This is a genomic window from Povalibacter uvarum, from assembly GCF_014202975.1.
Taxonomy (GTDB): domain Bacteria; phylum Pseudomonadota; class Gammaproteobacteria; order Steroidobacterales; family Steroidobacteraceae; genus Steroidobacter; species Steroidobacter uvarum.
Genome location: NZ_JACHHZ010000001.1, coordinates 1331263 through 1356663 on the forward strand (window position 1 = coordinate 1331263; position 25401 = coordinate 1356663).

The 25401-nt window shown below is 62.8% G+C and carries 19 protein-coding genes, 1 tRNA gene and 1 pseudogene; 6 read left to right on the forward strand and 15 right to left on the reverse strand.

All coding sequences use genetic code 11. The features are described 5' to 3' along the window. The first annotated feature begins 36 nt into the window (after positions 1–36). Positions 37–591 (forward strand): hypothetical protein, encoded by a 555-nt coding sequence (locus tag HNQ60_RS05765; RefSeq protein WP_184330021.1) that lies wholly within the window; start codon positions 37–39, stop codon positions 589–591. Here HNQ60_RS05765 and HNQ60_RS05770 read toward each other — a convergent pair. The 7 genes from HNQ60_RS05770 to asd all read right to left on the reverse strand — a co-directional run bounded on the left by HNQ60_RS05770 (position 578) and on the right by asd (position 9211). Then, entirely contained in the window at positions 578–1891 is a 1314-nt protein-coding gene (locus tag HNQ60_RS05770; RefSeq protein ID WP_184330022.1) for an alpha/beta hydrolase family protein, read from the reverse strand. The two genes, HNQ60_RS05765 and HNQ60_RS05770, sit on opposite strands and share 14 nt — an antisense overlap. A 417-nt stretch (positions 1892–2308) precedes the next feature. After that, positions 2309–3082, reverse strand: a complete 774-nt coding sequence (locus HNQ60_RS05775) for a LytR/AlgR family response regulator transcription factor (RefSeq protein ID WP_184330023.1) — start codon at positions 3080–3082, stop codon at positions 2309–2311. Beyond that, complete coding sequence (locus tag HNQ60_RS05780; RefSeq protein WP_184330024.1) at positions 2967–4148, reverse strand: sensor histidine kinase; 1182 nt, start codon at positions 4146–4148, stop codon at positions 2967–2969. The genes HNQ60_RS05775 and HNQ60_RS05780 overlap by 116 nt, the downstream gene beginning before the upstream one ends. 89 nt (positions 4149–4237) lie before the next feature. Then, entirely contained in the window at positions 4238–5347 is a 1110-nt protein-coding gene (locus tag HNQ60_RS05785; RefSeq protein WP_184330025.1) for an NADH:flavin oxidoreductase, read from the reverse strand. An 82-nt stretch (positions 5348–5429) separates the two neighbouring features. After that, positions 5430–7976 (reverse strand): ankyrin repeat domain-containing protein, encoded by a 2547-nt coding sequence (locus tag HNQ60_RS05790; protein WP_184330026.1) that lies wholly within the window; start codon positions 7974–7976, stop codon positions 5430–5432. After that, positions 7973–8263 carry a GNAT family N-acetyltransferase gene (locus HNQ60_RS05795; RefSeq protein WP_184330027.1) on the reverse strand — a complete coding sequence of 97 codons (291 nt, stop codon included), beginning with the start codon at positions 8261–8263 and terminating at the stop codon, positions 7973–7975. The genes HNQ60_RS05790 and HNQ60_RS05795 overlap by 4 nt, the downstream gene beginning before the upstream one ends. Positions 8264–8326: 63 nt before the next feature. Further along, positions 8327–9211: an archaetidylserine decarboxylase gene (asd, locus tag HNQ60_RS05800; RefSeq protein WP_184330028.1), complete on the reverse strand. Its 885-nt coding sequence runs from the start codon at positions 9209–9211 to the stop codon at positions 8327–8329. A 56-nt stretch (positions 9212–9267) separates the two neighbouring features. On the opposite strand from asd, the pseudogene HNQ60_RS27390 reads away from it, so the two are divergent. Next, positions 9268–10905, forward strand: a pseudogene (locus HNQ60_RS27390) (aminotransferase class III-fold pyridoxal phosphate-dependent enzyme); the annotation flags it as partial. A 92-nt stretch (positions 10906–10997) separates the two neighbouring features. Here HNQ60_RS27390 and HNQ60_RS05810 read toward each other — a convergent pair. Beyond that, the gene (locus HNQ60_RS05810; protein ID WP_184330029.1) at positions 10998–12449 is read right to left on the reverse strand and encodes a Gfo/Idh/MocA family protein; all 1452 of its coding nucleotides are present in this window, start codon (positions 12447–12449) and stop codon (positions 10998–11000) included. 117 nt (positions 12450–12566) lie between these two features. Between HNQ60_RS05810 and HNQ60_RS05815 the strand changes: the two genes are divergently transcribed. Next, positions 12567–14786 carry a hypothetical protein gene (locus HNQ60_RS05815; protein ID WP_184330030.1) on the forward strand — a complete coding sequence of 740 codons (2220 nt, stop codon included), beginning with the start codon at positions 12567–12569 and terminating at the stop codon, positions 14784–14786. Between the two features lies 1 nt (position 14787). Here HNQ60_RS05815 and HNQ60_RS05820 read toward each other — a convergent pair whose 3' ends face one another. Continuing rightward, on the reverse strand, positions 14788–15477 hold the full coding sequence (locus HNQ60_RS05820; protein WP_184330031.1) for an SH3 domain-containing protein: 690 nt from the start codon (positions 15475–15477) through the stop codon (positions 14788–14790). Between the two features lie 155 nt (positions 15478–15632). After that, positions 15633–15722 (reverse strand) — tRNA-Ser (locus tag HNQ60_RS05825). A 294-nt stretch (positions 15723–16016) separates the two neighbouring features. Here HNQ60_RS05825 and HNQ60_RS05830 point away from each other — a divergent pair. Continuing rightward, positions 16017–16688 (forward strand): Bax inhibitor-1/YccA family protein, encoded by a 672-nt coding sequence (locus tag HNQ60_RS05830; protein WP_184330032.1) that lies wholly within the window; start codon positions 16017–16019, stop codon positions 16686–16688. 138 nt (positions 16689–16826) lie between these two features. Here the strand turns inward: HNQ60_RS05830 and serS are convergent, their stop codons facing one another. The 5 genes from serS to HNQ60_RS05855 all read right to left on the reverse strand — a co-directional run bounded on the left by serS (position 16827) and on the right by HNQ60_RS05855 (position 22842). Continuing rightward, positions 16827–18107 carry a serine--tRNA ligase gene (serS, locus tag HNQ60_RS05835; RefSeq protein WP_184330033.1) on the reverse strand — a complete coding sequence of 427 codons (1281 nt, stop codon included), beginning with the start codon at positions 18105–18107 and terminating at the stop codon, positions 16827–16829. Positions 18108–18188: 81 nt separating this feature from the next. Next, positions 18189–19511, reverse strand: coding sequence for a replication-associated recombination protein A (locus tag HNQ60_RS05840; protein WP_184330034.1), 1323 nt, complete (start codon positions 19509–19511; stop codon positions 18189–18191). After that, entirely contained in the window at positions 19471–19872 is a 402-nt protein-coding gene (locus tag HNQ60_RS05845; protein WP_184330035.1) for a VanZ family protein, read from the reverse strand. The genes HNQ60_RS05840 and HNQ60_RS05845 overlap by 41 nt, the downstream gene beginning before the upstream one ends. After that, positions 19872–20543, reverse strand: a complete 672-nt coding sequence (gene lolA / locus HNQ60_RS05850) for an outer membrane lipoprotein chaperone LolA (RefSeq protein WP_184330036.1) — start codon at positions 20541–20543, stop codon at positions 19872–19874. Before lolA ends, HNQ60_RS05845 begins: the two co-directional genes overlap by 1 nt. Before the next feature lie 7 nt (positions 20544–20550). Then, a complete protein-coding gene (locus HNQ60_RS05855; protein ID WP_184330037.1) occupies positions 20551–22842 on the reverse strand; it encodes a DNA translocase FtsK in 2292 nt (763 codons plus the stop codon). Positions 22843–23146: 304 nt separating this feature from the next. Between HNQ60_RS05855 and trxB the strand changes: the two genes are divergently transcribed. Both trxB and HNQ60_RS05865 read left to right on the forward strand, forming a co-directional pair. Further along, a complete protein-coding gene (gene trxB, locus HNQ60_RS05860) occupies positions 23147–24115 on the forward strand; it encodes a thioredoxin-disulfide reductase (protein WP_184330038.1) in 969 nt (322 codons plus the stop codon). Positions 24116–24121: 6 nt separating this feature from the next. Next, a complete protein-coding gene (locus HNQ60_RS05865) occupies positions 24122–25258 on the forward strand; it encodes a GNAT family N-acetyltransferase (RefSeq protein ID WP_184330039.1) in 1137 nt (378 codons plus the stop codon). Positions 25259–25401: the final 143 nt, after the last annotated feature.

The window sequence follows — 25401 nt, forward strand, 5'->3', positions numbered from 1 at the left end:
CGGCAGAATGAGACTGGAAGGCGAACAGGAGGGACCATGCATCGTCTGAGCGCGCTGATCCTGGCCGCCTTGTGCGGCCTGCCCTTTGGACCTGGCTACGCGTGCCAGCGTGGGTCGGACGAGACAGCGTTTGACAAAGTGGCACCCACCGCGAGCGACATCATTGCCGTTCAGGTCGAAGCACTGGTGCTCGAGGCGGAGCACCTTCCCGACTGGCACCATGTTCGCGGCAAGATCCGCGTCCTGAAGCATTACCGGGGATCAGCTCGCTTTACGGAGCTGCGGTACCTGAATTCCATGTGCGGCGGCCTGCGCATGGATGTGGGAGGCATCTACCTGATCGCTACGAATTCCCCAGGCCCTTCAATTGAGCTGAATGTGCTGGAAGCACCAGTACTGCAGATCCGCGGGCCCTACCCCGCCGACCCGGAAGTCGTTCTGCGTCTGGACGCCTCCGTGAAGCGGCTCATGGCGGCGCTGCAGGGAGAGGCCGATTTTCAGATCACGACACCCGCGGCGCGATACGGACTCCAGAGAGACACTCAACCGCCGCCGCGCGTACCTCATCCGGATGAGTTCAAGGACGAATGACGGCTGCATTCGATACCGCCACCGTCCGTTTCCCGATCCAGCTCCCAAGCAGTTCGAAATAGCCCTCCGCCGTGCGACCGATCGGCTGCAGGCCGCCCGGGCCGTTCTTCACTGCGATCATTCCGTGATCGGCATTTGGAAACACGTTGATCTCCAGAGGAACGCCGCTCGCTTGCAGTTCCCGCAGACGCGCGAGCGTTCCATCGATGGGCGCTTCGGTGTCGTCACCGGCCAGTATCCACAACTGCGGGACCTTGATGCTCGCGATCGCGGGCAGCGTGTCGTACTCGATGTCGTAAGGATGATCGAAGTACTCCTTCCACTTGCCCATCTCCTCCCTGGGCGTTGCCATCAGCGCCGATGAGTAGTCGCCGCCGATATCCTTGAACCAGGGCTCCTTGCCGTACGCCGCCTTGAGGCGCTCGAGTTCGTCGAATCCTTCCGTGAAGCGGGATACCATGACGCGCGTCGTCGCACGATGAATCTCCTCGCCCTTGGCGAGAACGTCCGCGCCGTAGCCCTTCCCCTTCAACGACTGCGCCATCTCCTCCTGGTCTTCACCGGACATCGGGACAGCCAGCCCATAACTCACCACCACGAAGTCGACAGGCGCTTTCGTCGCGGCCACCGGCGCGACCCATCCTCCCTGACTTTCGCCCATGACGCCCACGGGCACGCCCTTCATGCCGGGCTGGGCACGCACGGCATTCACCGCCGCCGCCAGATCGTCGGCGAGCATTCCGATGTGCATGCTGAACTGCCCGGTCGAGCGGCCGGTACCGGCCTTGTCGAACACGAAGACCGCAATGTCCTCGAGCGGCAGCAAGTGCTGGACGAAGTTGTCGGTCACTGCCGAATCGCGACCGCTCCCGTACTGCAGGACCACGACCGCACGAGGCTTCTTCCTCAACGGCGCGACGAGTTCTCCGTAGAGATTCGCATCGCCACTTTTGAAGGTAACCGGCGTCGTCGGCAGCGCGATCTTCTTTCCCGTCAGCGCCGGAGCGTCGTGCCGCTGAAATCGGACCTTCTCGCCGTCGCACCTGACGCGCAGCGTGACGGGCTCGCGAACCGACCATCCCTCACCCGACTCATATCCGCCGGCAACCGGATAAAGCTTGCCGGATGTGCCATCGAGGAAGCGATAGCGCAGGTTCTGTTCATTGCTCGGCTGAATCACGAACCTGGCGCCATCCGCAAGCTCGTAGGCGCCGGACTGACATCGCGCACCGGGCGCGACCTCGCTGGCGTGAATCGGGAAAGCAATGCCGGTCGCCAACAGCAGAACAACGGTTCGCATCTCTTTGTCGCCTCGATCGCAGGACCATGGAGGCGATTCTGACGCGCGAACCCCCGGGAGGGTTGCGGACACGCGAACCAATTGTCGCGCGTTCCCCTGAATGCTAGGTCTGCGGCTGCAACCGCCGCGTCACATCGCGAAATTCCGCCTCAGTCAATCGAATACAGCTCTTGGACAGACCCCGGGCACTGCAGACGTACTTCGTATGCGCCACTTGTGGCGGCTCGCGCCACTGCAGGGCTGGATTGCAGCCACCGAGCATGGGAAGCAGCACTGCGAATCGGAACAGAATCCGTCGATCGAATCCGGCATTCATATCTCGCACCCCGCATGTGACGTTACGGGATAACTAGATAGGTCTCCTTCGCGCTTCCAGAAAGGAGTATGGGACGAGCCTCATCCGCGCGCGGACGAACGTCATTGTCCAGCGATTGCGTTGCTCATCATGCCGAGCAGCCGTGGCCGGAACGCGCGACCGATGGTAAGTTGCGTGCCATCGTGCAATACGGCCATCTGCTCGCCTCGCGACCACGGCAACAGCTGTCTGATGCGCTCGACGTTGACGATGGCTGAGCGATGCAGTCGCACGAATTGCTCTGGATCGAGTTTCTCGTCGAAGGCGGTCAGTGTTTCGCGCAACAAGTAAGTCTCGCGTCCGACGTGCAGCGTGACGTAGTTGCCCGACGCTTCGAGCCAGTCGATCTCGGTCGCCTTGAGGAACACGAGACGTCCCGCCGTGGTGACGACGACGCGTTGCAGGAATCTCCTGCGTTCCGGACGCACCGCACGCATCACCTCCTGCAGGTCCGCCCGTGCCTGCGCCGGCTTCTCCAACTCCCTGCGCACGCGGTCGAGGGCACGACGAAACCGATCTTCATCGAACGGCTTCAGGAGATAGTCGAGTGCCTGCGCGTCGAAGGCCCTGAGTGCGTACTCCTGGTGCGCGGTTGCGAACACGACGATCGGCATCGCATCGACACCGATCGCCTCGATGACATCGAATCCGTCGAGACCGGACATCTGCACATCGAGGAAAGCGACATCGGGCGACAGCGTCGAGATGGCTTCGATCGCCTCATCGCCGGTCGAGCACGCCCGCAGGATCTCGAAATCCGCTTCGGTGCCAAGCAGCGTCGCGATCCGCTTCCTGGCCCACGGCTCGTCGTCGATGATCACCGTTCGAATCTTCATGAGCGACCTCTGCAACCTCCGGTGCCGGGCTGCCGGCACTTTGGAAGGGAATATCCGCGGTTACGGTGACGCCAGCCGGAACGCGCGATTCGAGACGGAACGCGTGGTTGCGCGGATAAAGCTGGTCCAGGCGCTTGCGAGAATTGGTGATGCCGACGCCCTCGCGGCGTGCCTGCACAGGCGGCAGACCACAGCCGTCGTCGCTCACGACGAGGATCAGCCGATCGTCGACGCGCTGCGCGGAGATCGTGATGACGCCGTTCTTGCGAGGAGGCGCGAGCCCATGCTTCACGCAGTTCTCCACCAGCGGCTGCAGGAAGAGCGCTGGTACGAGCGCATCGAGCGCCTCGGGTGCAACCACGATCTCGGTGGCAAGCCTTTCACCAAAACGCACGCGCTCGATCTCCAGGTAAGCGCGTACGAAATCGAGCTCCTCGGCGAGCCGGACCTCGTGCCGGCCGATGTTGGCCAGCGTGAGACGGAGCAACTCGCTCAGGCGACTGATCATGCGATCGGCGCTCTTCGTGTCCTCGTGCATCATCGCCGAGATGGTATGGAGCGTGTTGAACAGGAAGTGCGGCTGCAGCTGCGACTTGAGCACTTCGAGCTGCAACTGGGCAACCTGACGCTCTCGCTCCTGATACTTGCGAAAATAGTCGAAGGCCTGCGTGAAACCGACCACCGCCCAGTAGGTCAGCAGGTTCGGATGAAAGCGGTAGAAAAGCGGCCCGCCGACGTCGTTCCATGCGTGGCAGACGACTGCATAGAGCATCGAATGACCCACTGAGAACGCAAGGCAGGCCGGAATGTGCGCGAGCAATGCCGTCTGCCATCGACGGCGTTCGAACGGAAACCGCCGCGTGAGAACCACGATGGCGGGAATGAACAGCAGGGCGATGGCGGAATTGACGACCGTGAGCTGCAAGGTCTCGCGCCAGGAGATCGGCGCGTTGCGCAGGTAAAAAGTCAGGTACGCCTCGGGCGCAAACAGCAACGACAGCGCCGCCCACCCGAAGATGAACAGTACCCATCTGCCCCAGCGCTCGTTGAACAGGCGGCCGCCCATGGCCGGCACTCTGGACCCTTTCCGGCCGCGACGGAAGCGCATGGGGCGAACGTCATCCGCAGCGGGATGAACGTCATCGGCGCGACGCTTCAGAAGTAGGTCTGCAGCGCCTTCGCGTCGTAGTCGCGCAGCTCAGCGTGACGCTCCGCCTTCACCTTGACCGCCCACTCCGGGTCCTGCAGCAACGCGCGACCCACAGCGACGAGATCGAACTCGCCGCGATCCAGGCGCTCGACGACTTCGTCGAGCTTGCCGGCGCTCGACCCTTCGCCGCGGAACGCACCGGTGAATTCAGACGTAAGGCCGACAGAGCCCACGCTGATCGTGGGAAGGCCCGACAGCTTCTTGACCCATCCCGCGAGATTGAGACCCTTCGGCCCATCGACCTGCGGGAACTCGGGTTCGAGAATGCGTCGCTGCGAGCAGTGAATCGCATCGACACCTGCATCGACGAGGACGCGTATCCAGCGCTCGAGCTCCGCCGGCGTGATCGCAACCTTTGCGCCGTAGTCGACCGACTTCCACTGCGAGATGCGGATGATGACCGGCAGGTCGCCGACAGCAACACGGCAACGACGAATCGCCTCGGCAGCAAACTCCGCACGCTTCTCGATTGAACCACCGAAGCGATCCGTGCGCTGGTTGGTGCGCTCCCAGAAGAACTCGTCGATCAGGTACGCATGAGCACCGTGCAGCTCGACGCAATCGAAGCCGAGCCGCTTGGCATCGGCGGCAGCGTCGGCGTACGCCTGCGCCATGTCGAGAACCTCGGCCTCGGTCGGTTCCTCGTCGACCTTCTTTCCCTGCAGCGTGATGCCCGACGGGCCATCGCAAGGCGCATCCGGAAAATGTCCCGTGCCAGGCTTGCGGCTCATTCCCTGGTGCCAGATCTGCGGTCCCATCTTGCCGCCCGCGGCATGGACTGCATCGATCACGCTCTTCCAACCTGTGAGCGCCTGATCACCCCAGAACAACGGAATGTTCGCGTCATTCGAAGCGCCCCGACGTCGCGTCAGCGTGCCCTCGGAGAGAATCAGCCCGACTTCCGCAGCGGCGCGCCTCTCGTAGTACGCGACGTTGTCGTTGTTCGGGAATCCTCCGGGCGACCGCGAACGGGTCATCGGTGCCATGACGATACGATTCTTCAGTTCCATCCCTCGCAGGCGGAACGGGCGAAACAGCGGGGCATTGTCAGTCATGAGGGCGTTCGAGTTGGAATTGTGTGCGGCGATTCTAGCGAGTCCGGTCGCCTTGGCACCGGGCTGCGGTGGTGAGGATTTGTCAGGGCTGGACAGATCGCGATCGAAGCGGGACTGCCCCTACGCCCAATCCACCGTTCCAGCCGACGTAGACATAACCTGCGTCCGTTGAAACCACGCCGCCGGGGTAGTCTGGCACGCGTGGAAAGCGATCTGTCAGGACGTACGTGCCCGTGGGCCGGGTCCGGAGCACGGCGAGATCGTTATCGAAGACAGCAACAGTCAATCCGGTAGCGGCATTCACGTGGAAACTGCCCTCCCGATTCCCCCGATAGCTGGCCTGCAGCTCCCGCGAATCAGTCAACCGGTACGTTTTCGGGCCGGATGTAGTCAGCGTGCGCGCGGCACCGCCCAGCATCGACGCGGGATTGAAGCCTTCATTCAATCGGGTCTGCATGACCTTTTTCGGCCTGCACGGATCTCGCACATCGAACAGCGTCACGTCCCTGACGTCATCGGCGAGTGCGAGCAGCGGTTCATCCGGAAAGGAGGCGAAGCCCGCGGCGGAAACGGGCCTGCCGTACCTCGTCTGACCGAACGAGTTGCTGCACTTCATTGCCGGAGCATCAGAGCCCACGTCATAGACGAGGAGCCCTCGGGAAAGACCAGTCCGCGATTGACGCTCCTGCAGATAGAGCGTGCGCCCGTCCGCAGCTAGATGCATCGTCGTGAAATCCCCCTCGACCTGCGTCAGCAGCGAAGGTTCAGCCGCGTTGGAAACATCCAGCACGCTGAGCCCGTACTTCCTGTCTCGCGCGGACGCCTGGTTCGCCAGCTCGATGAAGTAAATGCGCTTGCCGTCCGGGCTCAGCGCGAGATCAGCGACACGAACACCCGGGACCACACCGACGACCCGGGGCTGATCCGGCGTCGCGATCGAAATCAGATGCAGACCGGTGGTCGGCCCACTGGGGCCTTTCCACGGTGTGACGACGGCAACCAGCAGATCGCTGCGGCCGCGTGGCGTTGCAAGCCTTTCCACGTAACCGTCGATCTTCAGCGTCGACGAGAGGCCATGATCACGCACCGACTCATCGGGATCACTGGAATACATCGGCGCAGCGGCGCCCTGCCCGAGCGAAGCCAAGTACCGGACATTGTCCTGGCGCTCGCCCATGACCGCGTAGTCGTACGCGTTGAATCCGAGGTCATCCCGCGCGTCGACGGGTGCGCCCGCACCCAGCAGGATTTTGAGCATGCGCTCGTCGCTATTCTGCGCGGCATGCATCAGCGTTGAGCGGCGGGTGTGCCGCAACTCAGCGTAGACGCACGCGTCGTCGTCCGGTCTCAATTCCGTTGCGGATTTGTAAGTGTGGCGCACATCCGCTCCATGACGGATGAGCAACTCCACCGCCGCGTGATTCCCCTCGCCAATGGCGTAGAACAACGCCGTCTTGCCGAACTCATTCGCAGCATCGACGGGATATTGCTTGCCGAGAAGATATTCGACGTTGGGCAGTTCGTTCAGCGCCAGCGAAAGCAATGGTTCCGGAACCGCGCCTCGCCGCGTCGGCTGTTCTCGCGGCAACTGCTCCTCGATCGCGGCCACGACGCTGACAGGTTGATCGTGGATCAACGCGATTCGCAGCGCCTGTTCGACGTCCGCCGTGTTGAGACCCTTCAAGGCGTCACGGACCTGTGCCGGATCGATTGGCCCGGCACGCAGCACGTCGAACACTGCGCGCTCCTTGTGCTTTGCGGTGTCAGGTGCGCTGCCCGCCGCTCTGTTCACTACCGTGCCCAACGCGCGCTTTGCGGCTGCGCCAGCCTCCGCCTGCGACAGCCCAAACTCGCTCCTGTACACGTTCACCAGTTGTGCTGCGGCCTTGTCGAACTCGCGCGCGAACTCTTCATGCATCGCTCGATTGACGAGGCTGCGCTCGGACCATTGCCGGAAGTAGGTGGCCGTACCGGAATCATCCTCCTGAGCGAACGCTGTCCAGTCCGCACTCCCTGCCGTCGTCGGCCACGCCGGCAACGTCCTCGGCGAGATGCCTCCTTCCGCCAGACGCAGGTGGTAGTACCGCCAGTGCGCGTGAACGATGGAGCCCGTGCATTCGGAGCTGTCCTCATTTCGGATTGCTTCGGCCAGGCCGAGCAGCACTCTCATGAAGTCGCGCTCATTCAGGCTGCCGGGGCATCGATAGTTCACATCTGTCGGTGAACCATGCCCGCTGCCGAGATCAATGCCATCGCGAAAGATCCGGCGAGGCCAGCGCTGCATGTCTTCGCAAGTAACGAACTTGTCGGCCAAGGGATCGAGCTCGTCGATCCTTGTCTTGTACTTCTCCTTCAGGCACGCGGCGTCGGTGCAACGATTGCGCACATCACGCAACCATTGAAGCTGCTCGCGGGTCAGCCGCTCGACTTCCGCCGGTGCCAACCCCTGCTTCGAGACGGTGTAGGCCTCACCGAGCCGGGCATCGAGATCCGACAACTCCGTGTCGCCGCAGATCAGCTTCTCGGTCCTCGATCGTGCCTGTGTGCAATCGAAGCTTGCAGCCTGGACCGAAATGCATCCAAGCAAGCACAGCACGACGCCGATGCTTGCAAAGCGAGTCGCGATCATCCGGCAAGCACGTCACGACTCGACGGATTCCTGGCGAACTGCGCGCTCGCGAACGGACATGTTGCAAGCAGCTTGGTCTGCGTCGCACGAGCCCATTCCACGGTGGCGTCGAACAGGCGCCGGCCTACTCCCTGTCCAGCGAGGCTGTCGTCGACCTCGGTGTGATCGATGATGACCAGGGTGTCGTTCGCACGGCTGTAAGTCATCTGCGCCAGGCGGCGGCCGTTCTCTTCGATGAAGAAGGCGCCGCGGCGTTCGATCTCTTCATGGGCGATAGCATGGTTCATGAGCGTATGACAGCCGAAATACGCGACCCTGTCCATCGTGCGGGCACATCGCCTGCTTCGAACTCAGCCCATGGAACGCGTGAGCCGCATGAGCGGCCGCCCCATGCGGATGAGCTCGCCCTCCTTCACTGCATCGGCCAGCTCCAGCCCACGCGGAGCCACGACAACGATGGTCGAGCCCTGCTCGAACCAACCCATCTCCTGACCCTTCGACAGGCGCGCGCTGACCTGGTGAACACTGGGGCCGGCGCGCTTCATGTGCAGCGTCGTATCCAGGAAATGCAATCGGATGCTCGCGACCAGGATCGCACCGATCGGTACGAGGGCGATCACGTGGCCGCTCGGCCGCAAGCGAACGAGCACGACGGCCCGCTCATTGCGGCAGTACACGCGAGGCACTCGCTTCAGCGTCGCTGGGTTCACATTCCATGTATCGCCGTGAAAGTGCGTCACGCTATGCACCTGGCAATCGTAGGGAGCATGGAAGCGGTGATACATGCTCGACTTGAGGCGCAGCGTGGCAAAGCTGCCTCCCCGGAATCTGTCGGCAAGACCGTCATCGCCCAGCAACTCCGCCAGCTCGTACTTCAGGCCCTTGGCCTGGAGCAACAGACCATTGGTGATCCTGCCGCACGCGGCGACCATGCCGTCGCTCGGCGACGTGAAGGTTTGCGGATCAGGGTCGATCGGGCGAGCACCTTCCTTCAACTCCCGCGTGAAGCAGTCGCGCATGCTCCGGAAGCTCGTTGCACGTGCCTCGCTCAGATCCAGATCGGAGAACATTCTCCATATCCCGATACTCGTGCGTGCGACGAGCGGGTTTTCGATCCGGCTGAGGCGACCGATCATACGGGTCAGCCATCGTCGCGGGACCAGGTTGGTCAGAGCAAAGTTGATGTCTTCCTGGTCGAAGATCCGGGATCTCACGCTCTGGGTTCGCGTCTTCATGGATCTGTAAGAATTCCTGCGTATTTTCCGCCGAGGTTTCTTTATCCGGCGCACCCATCATCCCGTTCATTTATTACGTTCTCGGTGCAGTGGCCGTGGTGTGGTTGCTCTACAAGGCGCAGCTGCGCCTGGAGCTGTCGCTCGCCAAGCATCGTTCCCTCGCCGGTCATCCCCGAAACTCGCGACGGCTCTCACGGCTCATCCCGTTCTACGAATATCCCCAGGAGCAAGTGCTGGCGGTCGACGGCGCGACGCCCGAGGTGAGTGAGCGCCGCCGGCTGGGGCTGCGAAAACTGGAGACCTTGTTCACGGAACGCTTCAATCGTTCGCGCGCGCTGACTCGGCAGACGAAGAACAGCGTTTCCGACCTTCGCTTCACCGGCAAGTACCGCGTGCCGTTTCAGTTCCGCCGCCTTCTGCGCGGACTGACCGCCGGGTCGTTCCTTCAGTCCTCGAGCGGCGTCACGGTCACCGACCTCGACGGCAATCAGTTCTTCGATCTGACCGGTTCCTACGGCGTGAATCTCTTCGGCTACGACTTCTACCGGCAGTGCATCGAACGAGCCGTGGAGCACGCCCGGGACCTCGGGCCCGTTCTTGGCTCCTACCACCCGCTCGTCGCGCTCAACGCGCAACGGCTGCGCGAGATCTCGCAGCTTGACGAAGTCTCTTTCCACATGTCCGGCACCCAGGCAGTGATGCAGGCAGTGCGCCTCGCTCGCTATCACACAGGGCGTACGCATGTCGTGACGTTCTGCGGCGCGTATCACGGTTGGTGGGGCGATGTGCAACCTGGCGTCGGCAACCCGATCGCTGCGCGGCAGACCTACACGCTCGCAGAGATGAGCGAGGCCACGCTGCGGGTCCTGCGTCGACGCAAAGACATCGCGTGCGTTCTCGTCAACCCGCTTCAGGCGCTGCACCCGAATACTCCCGCGCCAAGCGATTCCACGCTCGTCGACAGTTCTCGCAAGGCGCACTTCGATCGGGTCGCGTACACCGTTTGGCTCGAGCAACTGCGTCGGGTGTGCACTCGGGCTGGCATCGTGCTCATCTTCGATGAAGTGTTCGTCGGGTTCCGGCTCGCACGCGGAGGCGCCCAGGAATACTTCGGCGTTCGCGCGGACATGGTCACGTACGGAAAGACTCTGGGCGGCGGCCTGCCGATCGGCGCTCTGTGCGGTCGTGCACACCTGATGAAGCGCTACCGAGACGAGCGCCCGGCCGACATCTGCTTTGCCCGAGGCACATTCAACTCACATCCCTATGTCATGGCGGCCGCTCACGAGTTCCTGAACCGGATCGCGGATGACAACGTCGCGACACTCTATGCGACGCTCGATGAAACCTGGGATGAACGTGCCCGACGCATCAACGCCCGGCTGGAGCAATCGGCAGTGCCGGTACGGATCGCCAACCTGTCTTCGATCTGGACGATCTGCTACACGAAGCCTGCATGCTACAACTGGATGTTCCAGTTCTATCTTCGCGCCGAAGGACTCGCACTGAGCTGGGTCGGGACGGGCCGGCTCATCTTCAGCCTGGATTACACCGACGCCGACTTCGGCGCCGTCGTCGATCGCTTCGTCGCCGCCGCGAAGGCGATGCAGGCTGACGGCTGGTCGGATGGCCCTGCCACCAGCAATCAGCAGATCCGGCGCCGCATCTCCCGCGAGATACTGCGGCACCGGTTCGGCTTCAGCTCGACTGCTCCTGCCGGGGAGAAGGCGCTCAGGTCTGTCCCCCCCGCGAAAGCGGAAATCCATGCCTTTTCACGAAATCGCCATCAAGGCATCTTCACTCGCAGCGGCATCGGCACGGGCATGGAACGATCCGGCATCACGGCCATTTCCGGCGCGGTCAACCCTGTCACCAGATCAGGGATGCGCACTGCATTGCCAGTCCCGAAGCTGATGTTCGCGGCAGCACCGATGAGAATCGACCACGCGCCGCTGCGCTCATCCGCCATGCGTCGATACTTGTCGGCAGGCGCATCGCCGAAGATCTCGTTGAGCATGACGTCGTCGCCGCCCCCGTGACTCCCCTCGCCCGACCACGGCTGCAGATCCTTCGGTGCACCTCGCAGCGGGATGATGCGGGTTCGAACCGCATCTGAACTGCTCTGCTCCGCGCTCGCGCCGGCAACGCCGGCCTGCTCGACGATCTCGTGCTCGATGCGTCCCTTCGTGCCGTTGAACGCGATGCGGTAGCCCTCCCAGGAGTTGAACGCGTTCAGGGAGTAGTTGAGCGTCGCGCCGCTGTTGTAGCGCACGATGACGCTCATCGTGTCTTCGATATCGATCTGGGGACGGAACACGCACTGGTCGCGGAAGTAGCCGTCGTATTGCTCGTTGTCGAGATACAGGGCCTTCAATCCCGTGTCCGCGGCCAGATCGAAGTAGAACGTGCAGCTCGCCTTCTCCGGACACGTTCGGCAACGCTCGTGCGAACCCTTGAGCCCCATCCGCTTCGCCATCGACGGTGTGTAGAAGTCACGCTTGCCCACTGCCATCACGGTGTCTGGCTGCGCGCTCAGCCACCAGTTCACCAGATCGAAGTGATGAGTAGCCTTGTGAACCATCAGGCCGCCGGAAGTCGCCTTGTGGCTGTGCCAGCGACGGAAGTAGTCGGCGCCGTGCACGGTGTTGAGAAGCCATTGGAAATCCACCGACAGCACCTCGCCGATGGCGCCGCTCATCAGCAGATCCTTGACCTGCGTTCGCGGCGGAGAATATCGATAGTTGAACGTCACTCGGACATGCCGCCCGTTGCGCTTGCACGCATCCAGAATCCGCTGCGCCTTCTCCGACGTCGTCGTCATCGGCTTTTCGGTGATGACATCGCATCCCGCGTCCAGCGCCCGCACGACGTACCCGTCGTGATACGCGTCAGGCGTCGTGACGATGACGGCATGAGGCTTCGTTTCGCGGATCATGCGATCGAAGTCAGCAGCGGCATATCCAGCCGGAGCCGTTCCCGTCGCTGCAGCGATCGTTTTCGCTGCGAGCGCGAGACGCCCGGCGTTCGTGTCACACAACCCCACGATGGAATTTCCCTCACTGAATCTGCCCGTGATGGCACCCGTGAACATCCTCGCCCGCGAACCGAGCCCCACCACCGCAAAGCGCCGGCGCTCCTGTGTCGCTGCATATATAGGAGCCGCCAGCCCCAGTGCCGCAACGCCCGCGGACTTGAGCAACGTCCGCCGGTCGATCGTGTCTGAAGTCAGTTCGGTCATCGGCTCTCCCTCACTGTCCACTCTCGTTCGCTCACGCGACGCTACCACTGCGGCGTGCGCTGAGGAAGATTCTTCGTCTCGTTGCCGAGTCATCGAAATCGCTGCAGACTCGACTCCATGCATCGAGCATTGTTGTCGCTGGCGCTCCTCTCGCTCCTCGTGCCGGCCTTTGCGGAGGATTCGCCGCCCGCCGCACCGATCGATCGCCATGCGCTCGTCTCGCGACATCATCCAACGCTGACACGCATCGATCCCGCATCGCCATTCATGGTGGGCAACGGGAACATTGCGTTCACCGCGGACATCACGGGCCTGCAGACATTCCAGGAGCAGTACTCACAGCTCGTGCCGTTGATGACTCAGGCGCAGTGGGCCTGGCACAGCTTTCCGAACCCTGGCGGCTATACCTATGAGAGCAGCCTGGTGCCGATCGATATTCGCGGCACGACCCTCCGGTACCCGTGGTTGCACGATTGGTCTCAAGCGAGCCGGCCCAACATCGCATGGCTTCGCGAGAACCCGCATCGCTTCTCGCTGGGCCGGCTCTCGCTGCTTCTGCGATCCGCTGATGGCGAAGAGGCGCGCTTCGAACAGCTTCGGGGAACGAGCCAGACACTCGACTTGTGGCGAGGCGCCCTGCTCAGCCGCTTCGAGTTCGAGAACGAAGAAGTGCGTGTCGAAACACGAATGCATCCCGACTTGGATATGCTGATCGTGACTCTGCGCGGTGCCGCGATTGCGGCCGGGCGGCTCGGAGTCACCTTGAGATTTCCTGGGGTCGCTACACAGCTCAATCCGGACCCGGCGGATTGGTCGCACCCGAAGCGGCATCGAACGTCAATCAGGCATCGCGACACGCGCACGCTATCGCTCGAACGCAATGTGGACTCGACGCGCTACTACGCGATCGCCGCCGCCGATTGCGACGTCACCTTCACCGAACGCGGCCCACATGCGTACGACATCCTGCCGACGGCAAGGCAGGATGTCATGACAGTGATGATTCTTTTCTCGCCCGACTCGTCGCGGACCGATTTACCAGACTCAGCGAACGCTCGAAACGCAGTCACCGACCATTGGCAGCGCTACTGGAGCGCCGGTGGAATGGTGGATCTGAGCGGGAGCACGGACCCTCGCGCTACTGAACTCGAGCGGCGTATCGTCCTGTCGCAATACCTCATGGCGGTCAACGCCTCCGGGTCTTTGCCTCCGCAAGAGGAAGGATTGTTCTCCAACAGCTGGAACGGGAAATTCCACCTGGAGATGCATCTATGGCATGCGGCTCACTTTGCCGCGTGGGGACGCTCGCAGCTCCTCGAACGCAGCATGGGCTGGTATCAGCAGCAACTACCGGCGGCAAAGGCACGAGCGCGTGACATGGGCGTCCGCGGCGCATGGTGGCCGAAGATGGTCGGGCCCGAGGGCCGGGAGAGCCCCAGCACCATCAATCCTTTCATCATGTGGCAGCAGCCGCATCCGATCTTTCTCGCGGAGCTGATCTATCGCGATCAACACAGGCCAGCGACGCTGCAGCGTTATCGCGAACTGGTCTTCGAGACGGCGGAGATGCTTGCAAGCGCCGTCCATCTGGACACGAAGCACGATCGATACGTTCTGGGTCCGCCGATCATTCCGGCACAAGAAGTCTTTCCGCCACTCTCGACATTCAATCCCGCTTTCGAGCTCGAGTACTTTCGTTTCGGCCTCGAGACCGCACAACGCTGGCGTGAGCGGCTGGGCGCGCAACGCGAGCCGCACTGGGACAAAGTACTGGCAAAGCTCTCACCGTTGCCGCAGCAAGACGGTTTGTATCTCCCGACAGAATCGTCCCCGCAGTTCTGGAGCGAGGCGCGCGCGCAACGCTGCTCCACTGGTCGCACTGATGCTCAATGCCTGAACCGCGATCACCCATCCTTTCTCGGCGCTCTGGGTTTGCTGCCCGGCACGAGCGTGGATCGCGATGTCATGCGTCGAACGCTGCGCACCGTCGAATCCGACTGGGATTTACGCCAGACGTGGGGATGGGATCATCCGCTGATGGCGATGACCGCGACTCGTCTGCGCGAGCCGGAGAAGGCGCTGCAATTCCTCCTCACAGACTCTGCGAACTTTCAGTTTGGCCAGGCAGGCATGACGCCACGGGCTCATCTTGAAACGAACGCAGGCACAGTGAAGTATCAGCGCGTCGCCGAAACCTATTTCCCATCCAACGGCGGGCTGCTGCTCGCCGTCGCGCTCATGGCTGCCGGCTGGGATGGAGAGGAATCGCCAACACCGGGGTTTCCCGAGAATGGGAAGTGGAAGGTGAAGGTCGAAGGAGTGAGGTCGCTGCCGTGAACTAGTAGATCTTCAAGCCACCGTAACGCTTGCGAATCCTCCGGGCGAGCGCCTGATAGCCGGCGAGGAAGCTCACACCAGCAGCTCCCACGAGCGCGAGTGGCCAGATCCACGCCGCGTTTCGTGAGCTCGTGAGAGGCTGCGTAGTGAGCCGAGGCTCCTCTTGATGTTCCTCAACGTCGGGAGGAATCGTCGCCTGGGTCGGCGCCGGTTCTGCAACTCTCGTTGTTTGCGCTGCTCGCAGTTCGGTCAGTTGCGCCTGCAAGGCCGCTGCCTCGCTCTTCAGCCGGAGAATTTCATCCGCAGCCTTCTTCTCCGCTGCCGCCACCGCCGCCTTCTGCCCACCCTGCAACTCGCGCAATCGCGCAGCCGCCGGCATTTCAGCAGTCAAATAACTTGCGCCGACCCAGCCTTCGCGCCCGTCACTCAGTCGTACACGCACGTAGGTCCCGCTGGTTTCGATCTCCCCGATCGCATCACCTGTCTCGATGGTTGCAACCCGCGCGCTGGCGGAGTCAGGCTCAGCGTAGACGTTCAGGACGAGTTTGTCGGAGACGTAGCGTCGTGGGAGCGCCGCCGCTTGCGCGGCCGCGTCGGGCTGCGATTGGGCGGGGTCCTGAGCGACGGCGATGCCAGCGCCAGTGGCCAGTGCGCACGCAGTCAGCAGGAGGCAGCAGGTGTGATGCTTCATGCCGAGGATGCTTTCAGAGTCCGGATGAGCGGGCAACCTGCCGTCCCGAAGCAACAGTCTCGCTAGCACTCAAGTGCCGCTGAAAGTCGGCTGCGAGAAGACAGATCCGACGGCAGTCGGACCGGGAATCGCGACAATCTCGTTGCACGGGAATATGGCGGAAGGGGTGGGATTCGAACCCACGGTCCTCGTGAGAGGACGCCGGTTTTCAAGACCGGTGCATTCAACCGCTCTGCCACCCTTCCGAGATCTGCATTCCGTGCTGGCGCTCTGATGGCGCCAGATGGACTCCCGCCTGCGCGGGAGTGACAGACGAAGCCCGCGGGCCGAGCAGGCCGCGGCGGGCGCGCATTGTCACTATTCCTGACCGGCAGGACAAGCCGTAGCCATTGATTTTCCGGCGGTTAGCACCATTTTCCACAGGCGTGGACAGTGGGCCGCAAGCTGTTGTTAGAATGGCCGCCAAGTGGGCGTTGACGCGAACTCGCGACAGTGGCCGCGGTCGAAACGGTTCGGACAATCAGAGGAGATACGTTGCGATGCAGACTTATCCGGCCAATGCCGCCAGTACCACGACACGTGGTTCGGCGCTGACGACCAACAAGGTTCTCCGAAACACCTACTTGCTGCTCGGTGCGACGCTGGCGTTCAGCGCGCTGATGGCTGGCGTGTCCATGGCGTTGAACGTTCCGTTCATGGGCCTGTGGATGCTGCTGCCCTACTTCGGCATCCTGTTCGCGATCCACAAGACCCAGGACAGCGCCTGGGGCATCTTCTGGGTGTTCGCCCTCACCGGCTTCATGGGCCTGACCCTCGGCCCGATCCTGAATGCCTATCTGACCTTCCTGCCGAACGGCTCGCAGATCATCATGACCGCGCTCGGTGCGACGGCCGCGGTGTTCCTCGGCTTGTCCGCTTACGCAGTGAAGAGTGAGCGCGACTTCAGCTTCATGGGTGGCTTCCTGATGGTCGGCCTGATCGGCGCCTTCGTGCTCGGTCTCGTCGCCTTCTTCTTCGAGCTGTCCACGCTGTCGCTGGTGGTGTCCGGTCTCTTCGTCCTGCTGAGCAGCGGCCTGATCCTGTATCAGACCAGCCAGATCATCCACGGCGGCGAGACGAACTACATCCTGGCCACCGTGACGCTGTACGTGAGCATCTACAACCTGTTCACGAGCCTGCTGCACCTGCTGGGTGCGGCGTCGGATGATTGAAGTGAAAGAAGGGCTGGCTGACTGACCGGTCAGCTGGCTTTCTGGCCAGAACAAAAAGGGCGCTGCTTCCGCAGCGCCCTTTTTCTTTGTGAGTCTCGTTGTGGGTCCGGCTAAGCCGGACCCACAGGTAGAACGGAGTCAGCCCCTCGCGATCTTCTCAAGGCCGCCCATGTACGGCCGCAGGACTGTAGGCACTGCGACGCTGCCGTCTTCCTGCTGATAGTTCTCGATGACCGCGACGAGCGCGCGGCCAGCGGCTACGCCTGAGCCGTTCAACGTGTGGAGCAGCTCGGGCTTGCCGGTTTCGGGATTGCGCCAGCGGGCCTGCATGCGACGAGCCTGGAAGGACTCGAAGTTCGAGCACGAAGAAATCTCTCGGTACGCTTGCTGGCCCGGGAGCCAGACCTCGAGGTCGTAGGTCTTCGCGGAACCGAAGCCGATGTCACCGGCGCACAGAGCGACGACGCGATAAGGCAATTCGAGGCGCTTCAGCACCTCTTCCGCGTTGCGCGTCAGCAGCTCGTGCTCCGCGTTCGAATCCTGCGGGCGGACCAGGTGAACGAGCTCGACCTTCTCGAACTGGTGCTGGCGAATCAACCCGCGCGTGTCCTTGCCGTAGGAACCGGCTTCGGAGCGGAAGCACGGAGTGTGCGCGGTATAGCGCAACGGCAGGTCAGCCGCTTCGACGATGGTGTCGCGAACGAGGTTCGTGACCGGTACTTCGGCGGTCGGGATGAGATACAGCTTCTGCTCGCCGGTGACGCCGAACAGATCCGCTTCGAACTTCGGCAGGTTTCCCGTGCCGAGCAGCGATTGCGGATTGACGAGGTACGGCACGTACACTTCGCGGTAGCCGTGCTCCGTCGTATGCAGATCGAGCATGAACTGGATCAGCGCCCGCTGCAGTCGGGCAATCGGTCCGCCCAGCACGGCGAAGCGCGCGCCTGAGATCTTTCCCGCGGCTGCGAAATCGATCTGACCGAGCTTCTCGCCGATCTCGACATGGTCGCGCGGCTTGAACTCGAATTTGCGCGGATCACCCCAGCGACGGATCTCCTTGTTGGCGCTTTCGTCACGGCCCTCCGGCACGCTGTCCTGCAGCGTGTTCGGGATGCCCAGCGTGATGTCATCGAGCTGGCCCTGCACAGCAGCCAGCTCACCCTCGGCCTTGGTCAACTCCTCGCCGAGCGTTTCGACCTGCTTGAGCAGCGGCGCGATGTCCTGGCCCTGTGCTTTCGCCTTGCCGACCGACTTCGCATTCACATTGCGCTCGTTGCGAAGCTCATCGACGCGCAACTGCCACTTGCGACGCGACTCTTCGAGCGATGACAGGCGCGCGACGTCCAGCACAAAACCACGACGTGCGAGGTTGGCGGCAATGGCAGCAGGATCGGTACGAAGGAGCTTGGGATCGAGCATAGAGAGGAAGTGACTGGCGGTTGGCGGTTGGCGGTTAGTTTAAGAGACGGACGTGAGACAGGGATAGCCGGCAGGCGCCATTCACTGGCCGGAGTCCGTTGAGCCCTTCTTTCTGCGGCGTTCCAGGGCTTCAGCGATCTTTATCTCTAGGCCGCGGGGGACTGGGCGGTAGTATTGCGCCGGTTCCATTTCGTCCGGGAAGTACCTCTCGCCGGCTGCGTAGGCGTCGGGCTCGTTATGGGCGTAACGGTAGTTCTTGCCGTAGCCGAGTTCTTTCATCAGCCGGGTCGGTGCGTTGCGCAGATGCAGCGGCACGTCGAGGGAGCCGCGGCGTTTCGCGTCTTCCATGGCCTCGCCGAATGCGACGTAGACGGCATTGCTCTTGGCCGTACAGGCCATGAAGACGACGGCCTGGGCGATCGCGAGCTCGCCCTCGGGACTGCCGAGACGTTCGTAAACCTCGCACGCTTCCAGCGCCATAGTGAGTGTGCGGGGATCCGCGTTGCCGATGTCTTCGGATGCCATCCGAAGAACGCGTCGCGCGATGTAACGCGGATCGCAGCCGCCATCCAGCATGCGGCACAGCCAGTACAACGCTGCGTCCGGATCGGAGCCGCGGACTGATTTGTGCAGCGCCGATATCTGGTCGTAGAAGGCTTCGCCCTGCTTGTCGAAGCGGCGCAACCCGCCTGCGGCGACTTCGTTGGCGATAGCTTCCGTGAGGTGCGGCGGTTCGGTTGCTCCCGCGAGATCGATCGCGAGCTCGAGCATGTTCAGGGCGCGCCTTGCGTCGCCGTCCGCTGCGGTCGCCATCAGCTGCAGCGCGTTCTCATCGACCGCGAGATCGGATTGCTGCAGCTTCAGCGCACGATCGAGCACGCCTCGCAGATCCTGCGCGGTCAGCGAACGAAGGACGTACACGCGTGCGCGCGATAACAATGCGTTGTTCAACTCGAACGACGGGTTCTCCGTCGTGGCACCGACGAAGACGAGCGTGCCGTCCTCGACCCATGGCAGAAAAGCATCCTGCTGGGCCTTGTTGAAACGATGGACTTCGTCGAGGAACAGGACGGTTCTGCGGCCAGATTCGCGTCGCGCTTCGGCGGCCTGTTCGGCAGCGGCGCGGATGTCCTTGACGCCCGCCATGACGGCGGACAGCGCGATGAAGTTCGCGCTGCAACGAAGCGCAACGAGTCGCGCAAGCGTCGTCTTGCCCGTTCCCGGCGGACCCCAGAGGATCATCGAATGCAGGTGCCCACCTTCGAGCATGCGACGCAACGGCTTGCCCGGACCGAGCAGATGCGCCTGTCCGACATACTCATCGATCGTCGCCGGCCGCATCCGGTCGGCAAGCGGTCGAGGATCAGTCGCTGGTGGTAGCTGCGCGGCCACGAGCCCACCCATCGATCCATTGCGCCCAGCCGCCGAGGCCGAGCAGCGAAAGCGTCAAACCAATGCCGACGCCGATCGAATTCGCGATGACATCGCGAACGTCGGCAGTGCGACCGAGGTGCATTGCTCCTTGCGCCAGCTCGATCGCTACGCCCAAGAGCAGCAGCGCCACCGCAATCAACGTGTAGCGAGAGCGTGGGTAGAGTCCTGCGAACCAGATCATGAGAAATGCATACAGCGCAGCGTGCTCGATCTTATCGCTGACGTGGGTAACCGGCAGGTTCTTGCCCGGCAACAGACACACCACGATCGCGATGATGATCCACGCCCAACCGAAAACGAGCCACCAGCGCGGGTGCCTGACCGGCAGCATCAAGGTTTTCCTGGAGCAGCAGCGTCGGATGCATCGCCGATCACGTCGGCGCCGGGAGGCACTTTGAACGTGAAGCGCGATGGGTCGAGCGGCGCATTCTTCTCGACGTCGCTGAATTCGAGCGTCGTGATCTGACCGAGCTTGTCCGCCAGCTGCATGAACTTCAGCACCTCACCGGAGAAACCGAGCCGCACCCACTTGAAGTCGGTGTCGTTGCGCTTCGGTTCCATCATGACCCACTGCGCCATCGTGTCCTGCGAAGTTTTTGTGACCGTGAAGTTGTCCGCGAGTTTCCCTTCGCCGCTCAGAAGCATCGCCGGCGTCGCCGACAACGAGTCCGTGAGACGGCGAACGGTGACCTGCTCGAGATCCGGATCGTAGAGCCAGATGCGCGAGCCGTCGGAGACGATGAGCTGCTCGTGCGGTTCCTTGTAATCCCAGCGAAAGCGGTTCGGCCGGCGAATGGCCAGCATGCCGCTCGACTGATCCGTCACCTGCCCCTTGCTGTCCGTGAGCGTCTGCTTGAACTGCGCTTCGAGACTCTGCAGGTTGCCGAGCAGCTTCTCGACGCGTTGATACGCTTCGGCGTTGTCGGCTGCGAACGCGCCGAACGAAACGAGAGTCAGCAGCAGCGCGCCGGCTGCGCGCCTTGCGGCGGTATGAAACTTCATGGAGTACCTATTCGGCGTCAGGCGGTGCGGGCGCGAGCACTTCGCGCGATCCGTTCGACTGCAGCGGACCAACGAGACCGGCCGCTTCCATCGTCTCGATCATGCGAGCCGCGCGGTTGTAGCCGATCTTCAGGCGGCGCTGGACGCCCGAGATGGACGCCTTGCGGCTCTCGAGCACGATGCGTACCGCCTGGTCGTAGAGCGGATCCTGCTCGCCGTCGCCACCCTCGCCGCCTTCGCCACCCTCGGATTCGCCGGGAAGACCCGGAATCGGGGTGCTCGGACCATCGAGAATTTCCTGGACGTAGGCGGGCGGGCCCGAGCCCTTCAGGCCACCGACGACGCGATGCACTTCCGCGTCAGAAACGAATGCGCCGTGAACACGAACCGGCACTGAAGTACCCGGCTGCAGGAACAGCATGTCGCCGTGACCCAGCAGCTGCTCCGCGCCCATCTGATCGAGAATCGTGCGCGAGTCGACCTTCGCCGACACCTGGAACGCGATTCGCGTCGGGATGTTGGCTTTGATGAGACCCGTGATCACGTCGACCGACGGACGCTGCGTCGCGAGGATCAGGTGAATGCCCGAAGCACGCGCCTTCTGCGCGAGACGCGCGATCAACTCTTCCACCTTCTTGCCGACGATCATCATCATGTCGGCCAGCTCGTCGACGATCACGACGATGAACGGCAGCGGCTCGAGCATCGGAATGTCTTCCGGATTGCCCTCGGGGCCGAGATGCTTCATGAGCAACGGATCGCGGATCGGCCGGCCGGCCTCCTGCTCTTCCTTGATCTTGCGATTGAAGCCCGCGAGGTTACGGACGCCGAGCGCAGCCATCAGCTGATAACGCCGTTCCATCTCGGCCACACACCAGCGCAGCGCGTTGGCGGCTTCCTTCATGTCCGTCACGACCGGCGCGAGCAGATGCGGAATGCCTTCGTACACCGACAGTTCCAGCATCTTCGGATCGATCATGATCATGCGGACATGCTCGGCCGTTGCTTTGTAGAGCAGCGACAGCACCATCGCATTGACCGCGGTCGATTTACCCGAACCCGTCGTACCCCCGACCAGCAGGTGCGGCATGCGGGCGAGGTCCGCGACAACCGGCAAGCCGGCGATGTCCTTGCCCAGCACGAGCGCGAGCGACGACGTCATTTCGTCGTACGTCTTCGACTTGATGATCTCGCCGAGTGTCACGAGCTCGCGCTTCTCATTCGGAATTTCGAGACCGACGGTCGACTTGCCCGGAATGACTTCGACCACGCGCACACTGATCGCGGACAGCGCGCGCGCAAGGTCCTTCGCGAGATTGCTGATCTGGCTGACCTTCACGCCGGGCGCCAGACGCAGCTCGAATCGTGTGATGACCGGACCGGGGTGAACCTCGACCACTTCCGCTTCGACGCCGAAATCACGCAGCTTGAGCTCGACGAGGCGGGACATCGCTTCGAGGGCTTCAGCCGAGTAGCCGACGATCTGCGGCGGCGGATCGTCGAGCAGCGACAGCGGCGGTAGTTCCTTCGAGGTCGGCTTGTCGAAGAGCGCAACCTGGCGCTCCTTCTCGACGCGCTCGCTCTTCTCGACCTTCGGCACGACGGGTTCGATCTTGGGCGGCGGACGCGCGGCGACGCGCTTCTGCTCTTCGCGGATCACCTCGGAGCGCGCTTCCTTCACTTCGCGGCCCTGTTTGATCTCGCGCGCGGTGGTGATCTTGCCGGTGGCCCATTCGATCAGCTTGAGGGTCGCGCGACCGGTGCGATCCATGATCTCGATCCAGGACACGCCGGCGAACAGCGAAACACCCGCAAGCCACAGCGCGAGCAACAGCAGCGTTGCGCCGAGGAAGCTCAGGCTGTGCTCGAGTCCGCGGCCAGCGAACTCACCGAGCACGCCTCCCGCCGAGTTCGGATAGTCATTCGCGTTGAAATGCAGGCTGGCGAGGCCGCAGCTGGTGACGAGCGTGAGGATGAAGCCGCTGATACGAAACGCGAGCGTTGCCCGCGACTGCGCGTCTTCCTTGCCCCGCTCCTGGTAGAGCAGCCAGCCGGCAAAGCCGATCATGATGGGGAACAGGAACGACGGGGCGCCGAACAGCATGACCAGCAAGCCCGACAGATGCGCACCGAAGGGACCGATGACGTTCGAGATCGGGCCCGGCTCACCGGTTGTCGCAAAGGAAGGATCGTTGCGGTCGTAGCTCAGGAGCGCCGCAAGGACGATGAGCGCGAGCGCGCCGAACACCCAGAGCGCGCCTTCGCGCAACGACCGGATGACCGTCGAACCGAGCCGCATGCCGTTGCGCGCATTGCCCCCGCGAGTTGGTGCTGAACTTGCCAAAACCCTCGATACCTCATGCGCGCTTCAAGCGCGCCAATCGTCCAGGAAATATACAGGTAACAGGTTGATACTTATAGAACTGCCGGACGCTGTCAGGGAATTCCCGCGCTCGGTGCCAGTGGAACTTCACTGATGCCCGCAACTGCCCGATCGTTCTGATTGAAGCAGTCTATTTTGCCGCCAAGTAGTCCATTCCTTACCATTGCTTCCTTGCGGTCGCGTCCCTCGCGCCGTTCGAACTCAACGAGGTAGATGATACATGAGCACCCCCCGCCACTCCCGTGTCCTGATCCTGGGCTCCGGCCCTGCGGGCTACGCGGCTGCGGTCTATGCAGCGCGCGCGAACCGCAAGCCACTGCTCATCACAGGCCTGGAGGAAGGCGGCCAGCTCATGACTACCACCGAGGTCGACAACTGGCCGGGTGACCCGCACGGCCTGACGGGCCCGGGACTGATGGAGCGCATGCGCAAGCATGCCGAGCGCTTCAACACTGAAGTCGTGAACGATCACATCAACAAAGTGGATCTCAAGCAGCGGCCGTTCCGGCTGGAAGGCGATCGTGGCGTGTACACCTGCGACGCGCTGATCATCGCTACCGGCGCAACCGCGAAGTACCTGGGATTGCCTTCGGAAGAAGCCTTCCGCGGCCGCGGTGTATCTGCCTGCGCGACCTGCGACGGATTCTTCTTCAAGAACCAGAAGGTCGCCGTCGTCGGCGGCGGCAACACCGCGGTCGAGGAAGCGCTGTACCTCTCGAACATCGCTTCGCACGTAACGCTGGTTCACCGCCGCGATTCGCTTCGCTCGGAAAAGATCCTTCAGGATCATCTCTTCGAACGCGAACGCGCGGGCAAGGTGAAGATCCTCTGGAATCATTCGGTCGATGAAGTGCTCGGCGACGACACGGGCGTCAACGGCCTGCGGATCGCGAATGTCCACAATCAGCTGAAGCATGACCTCGACGTGTCCGGTGTCTTCATTGCCGTCGGCCATGCGCCGAACACGCAGCTCTTTGCCGACCAGCTCGAGACGAAGAACGGCTATCTCATCGTGCAGTCCGGCCTGAGCGGCAACGCGACGCAGACCAGCATTCCCGGCGTCTTCGCGGCGGGCGACGTGGCCGATCACGTCTATCGGCAGGCGATTACTTCCGCTGGTACGGGCTGCATGGCGGCGCTCGACGCCGACAAGTATCTCGACCAGGTCGACGCCAAAGCGAAGCACTGAGGCGGCGTGCGAACGCGGTTCCTGAATTCCATCGACCGCGTTTCACCGGCGCAATGGAACGCGCTCGATCCCACCGAGCACCCATTCCTGCGCCACGAGTTCATCGCGGCGCTGGAATCGGCGCATTGCGTCGGCGCCGCGACGGGTTGGTCGCCGCACCACCTGCTGATCGAAGACGATGCCGGACAGTTGCTGGGCGCCGCGCCCGGCTACCTGAAGACTCATTCGTGGGGTGAGTTCGTTTTCGACTGGAGCTGGGCACGCGCTTACAACGAAGCCGGACTGGACTACTACCCGAAGCTCGTCAGCATGACGCCCTTCACTCCCGCCGGCGCGCCTCACTTGCTGGTCAAGGCGGGAGCGGACGAACAAGCCGTCCGCGATCGGCTGGTTCGTGGGCTTCTCGATACGGCACGTGACCAGAAGCTGTCGTCGGTGCACGTGCTGTTCATCGCCGAGACCGATCGCCGATCGCTCACCGAGGCCGGATTTCTCTGGCGCCAGGACTGCCAGTTTCACTGGCACAACCGGGGTTACACGACGTTCGACGATTTCCTGGCGACTTTCCGCGCCGAGAAGCGCAAGAAAGCCCTTCGGGAGCGCCGTCGTGTGCGCGAAGGTGGGGTCACCTACCGCACGTTGTCCGGTCGCGAGATGACAGATGAGCTGTGGGAGGTGGCATTCGCCTTCTCCGCCCGAACGTTCGCGCTGCACGGCCACGAGCACTATCTGAACGTCGCGTTCTTCAAGCAGCTTTCGCGTTCTTTGCCGGATGCGGTGATGGTGAAGCTCGCGATGCTGCAGGACCATCCGATCGCGGCCGCGATCTTCTTCAAGAGCCGCGACACGCTCTATGGCCGCTACTGGGGCGCCGCCGCGAATTTCGATTCGCTGCATTTCGAGACGTGCTACTTCCAGGGCATCGAGTACTGCATCGAGCACGGCTTGCAGCATTTCGAACCGGGAACCCAGGGTGAACACAAGGTCGCCCGGGGATTCGAACCCGAGACGACATGGTCGGGGCACTGGATTGCCGACAGCCGCTTCCGGCGCGCAATCGATCAGTACCTCTCGCAGGAACGGACGGCGGTCGATCAGTACGCGCAGAGCGTTCGGGATCATGTGCCGTTCCGGAGGGAGTGACGGGCCCTTCGCGTCATTCCCGCGAACGCGGGAATCCATGTCTCGCCGCTTCCGGACAGGATGGATCCCCGCTTTCGCGGGGATGACGAAGCGGGTGACGAGACAACTGCCCCTCGCCTTCCCGTGTACACTCAACCCACTAC

Bases quoted from the DNA above. Each gene is read 5' to 3' on its own strand.
- HNQ60_RS05765 (WP_184330021.1), top strand. From the start codon at position 37: ATGCATCGTCTGAGCGCGCTGATCCTGGCCGCCTTGTGCGGCCTGCCC.
- HNQ60_RS05770 (WP_184330022.1), bottom strand. From the start codon at position 1,891: ATGCGAACCGTTGTTCTGCTGTTGGCGACCGGCATTGCTTTCCCGATT.
- HNQ60_RS05775 (WP_184330023.1), bottom strand. From the start codon at position 3,082: ATGAAGATTCGAACGGTGATCATCGACGACGAGCCGTGGGCCAGGAAG.
- HNQ60_RS05780 (WP_184330024.1), bottom strand. From the start codon at position 4,148: ATGGGCGGCCGCCTGTTCAACGAGCGCTGGGGCAGATGGGTACTGTTC.
- HNQ60_RS05785 (WP_184330025.1), bottom strand. From the start codon at position 5,347: ATGACTGACAATGCCCCGCTGTTTCGCCCGTTCCGCCTGCGAGGGATG.
- HNQ60_RS05790 (WP_184330026.1), bottom strand. From the start codon at position 7,976: ATGATCGCGACTCGCTTTGCAAGCATCGGCGTCGTGCTGTGCTTGCTT.
- HNQ60_RS05795 (WP_184330027.1), bottom strand. From the start codon at position 8,263: ATGAACCATGCTATCGCCCATGAAGAGATCGAACGCCGCGGCGCCTTC.
- asd (WP_184330028.1), bottom strand. From the start codon at position 9,211: ATGAAGACGCGAACCCAGAGCGTGAGATCCCGGATCTTCGACCAGGAA.
- HNQ60_RS05810 (WP_184330029.1), bottom strand. From the start codon at position 12,449: ATGACCGAACTGACTTCAGACACGATCGACCGGCGGACGTTGCTCAAG.
- HNQ60_RS05815 (WP_184330030.1), top strand. From the start codon at position 12,567: ATGCATCGAGCATTGTTGTCGCTGGCGCTCCTCTCGCTCCTCGTGCCG.
- HNQ60_RS05820 (WP_184330031.1), bottom strand. From the start codon at position 15,477: ATGAAGCATCACACCTGCTGCCTCCTGCTGACTGCGTGCGCACTGGCC.
- HNQ60_RS05830 (WP_184330032.1), top strand. From the start codon at position 16,017: ATGCAGACTTATCCGGCCAATGCCGCCAGTACCACGACACGTGGTTCG.
- serS (WP_184330033.1), bottom strand. From the start codon at position 18,107: ATGCTCGATCCCAAGCTCCTTCGTACCGATCCTGCTGCCATTGCCGCC.
- HNQ60_RS05840 (WP_184330034.1), bottom strand. From the start codon at position 19,511: ATGGGTGGGCTCGTGGCCGCGCAGCTACCACCAGCGACTGATCCTCGA.
- HNQ60_RS05845 (WP_184330035.1), bottom strand. From the start codon at position 19,872: ATGCTGCCGGTCAGGCACCCGCGCTGGTGGCTCGTTTTCGGTTGGGCG.
- lolA (WP_184330036.1), bottom strand. From the start codon at position 20,543: ATGAAGTTTCATACCGCCGCAAGGCGCGCAGCCGGCGCGCTGCTGCTG.
- HNQ60_RS05855 (WP_184330037.1), bottom strand. From the start codon at position 22,842: ATGCGGCTCGGTTCGACGGTCATCCGGTCGTTGCGCGAAGGCGCGCTC.
- trxB (WP_184330038.1), top strand. From the start codon at position 23,147: ATGAGCACCCCCCGCCACTCCCGTGTCCTGATCCTGGGCTCCGGCCCT.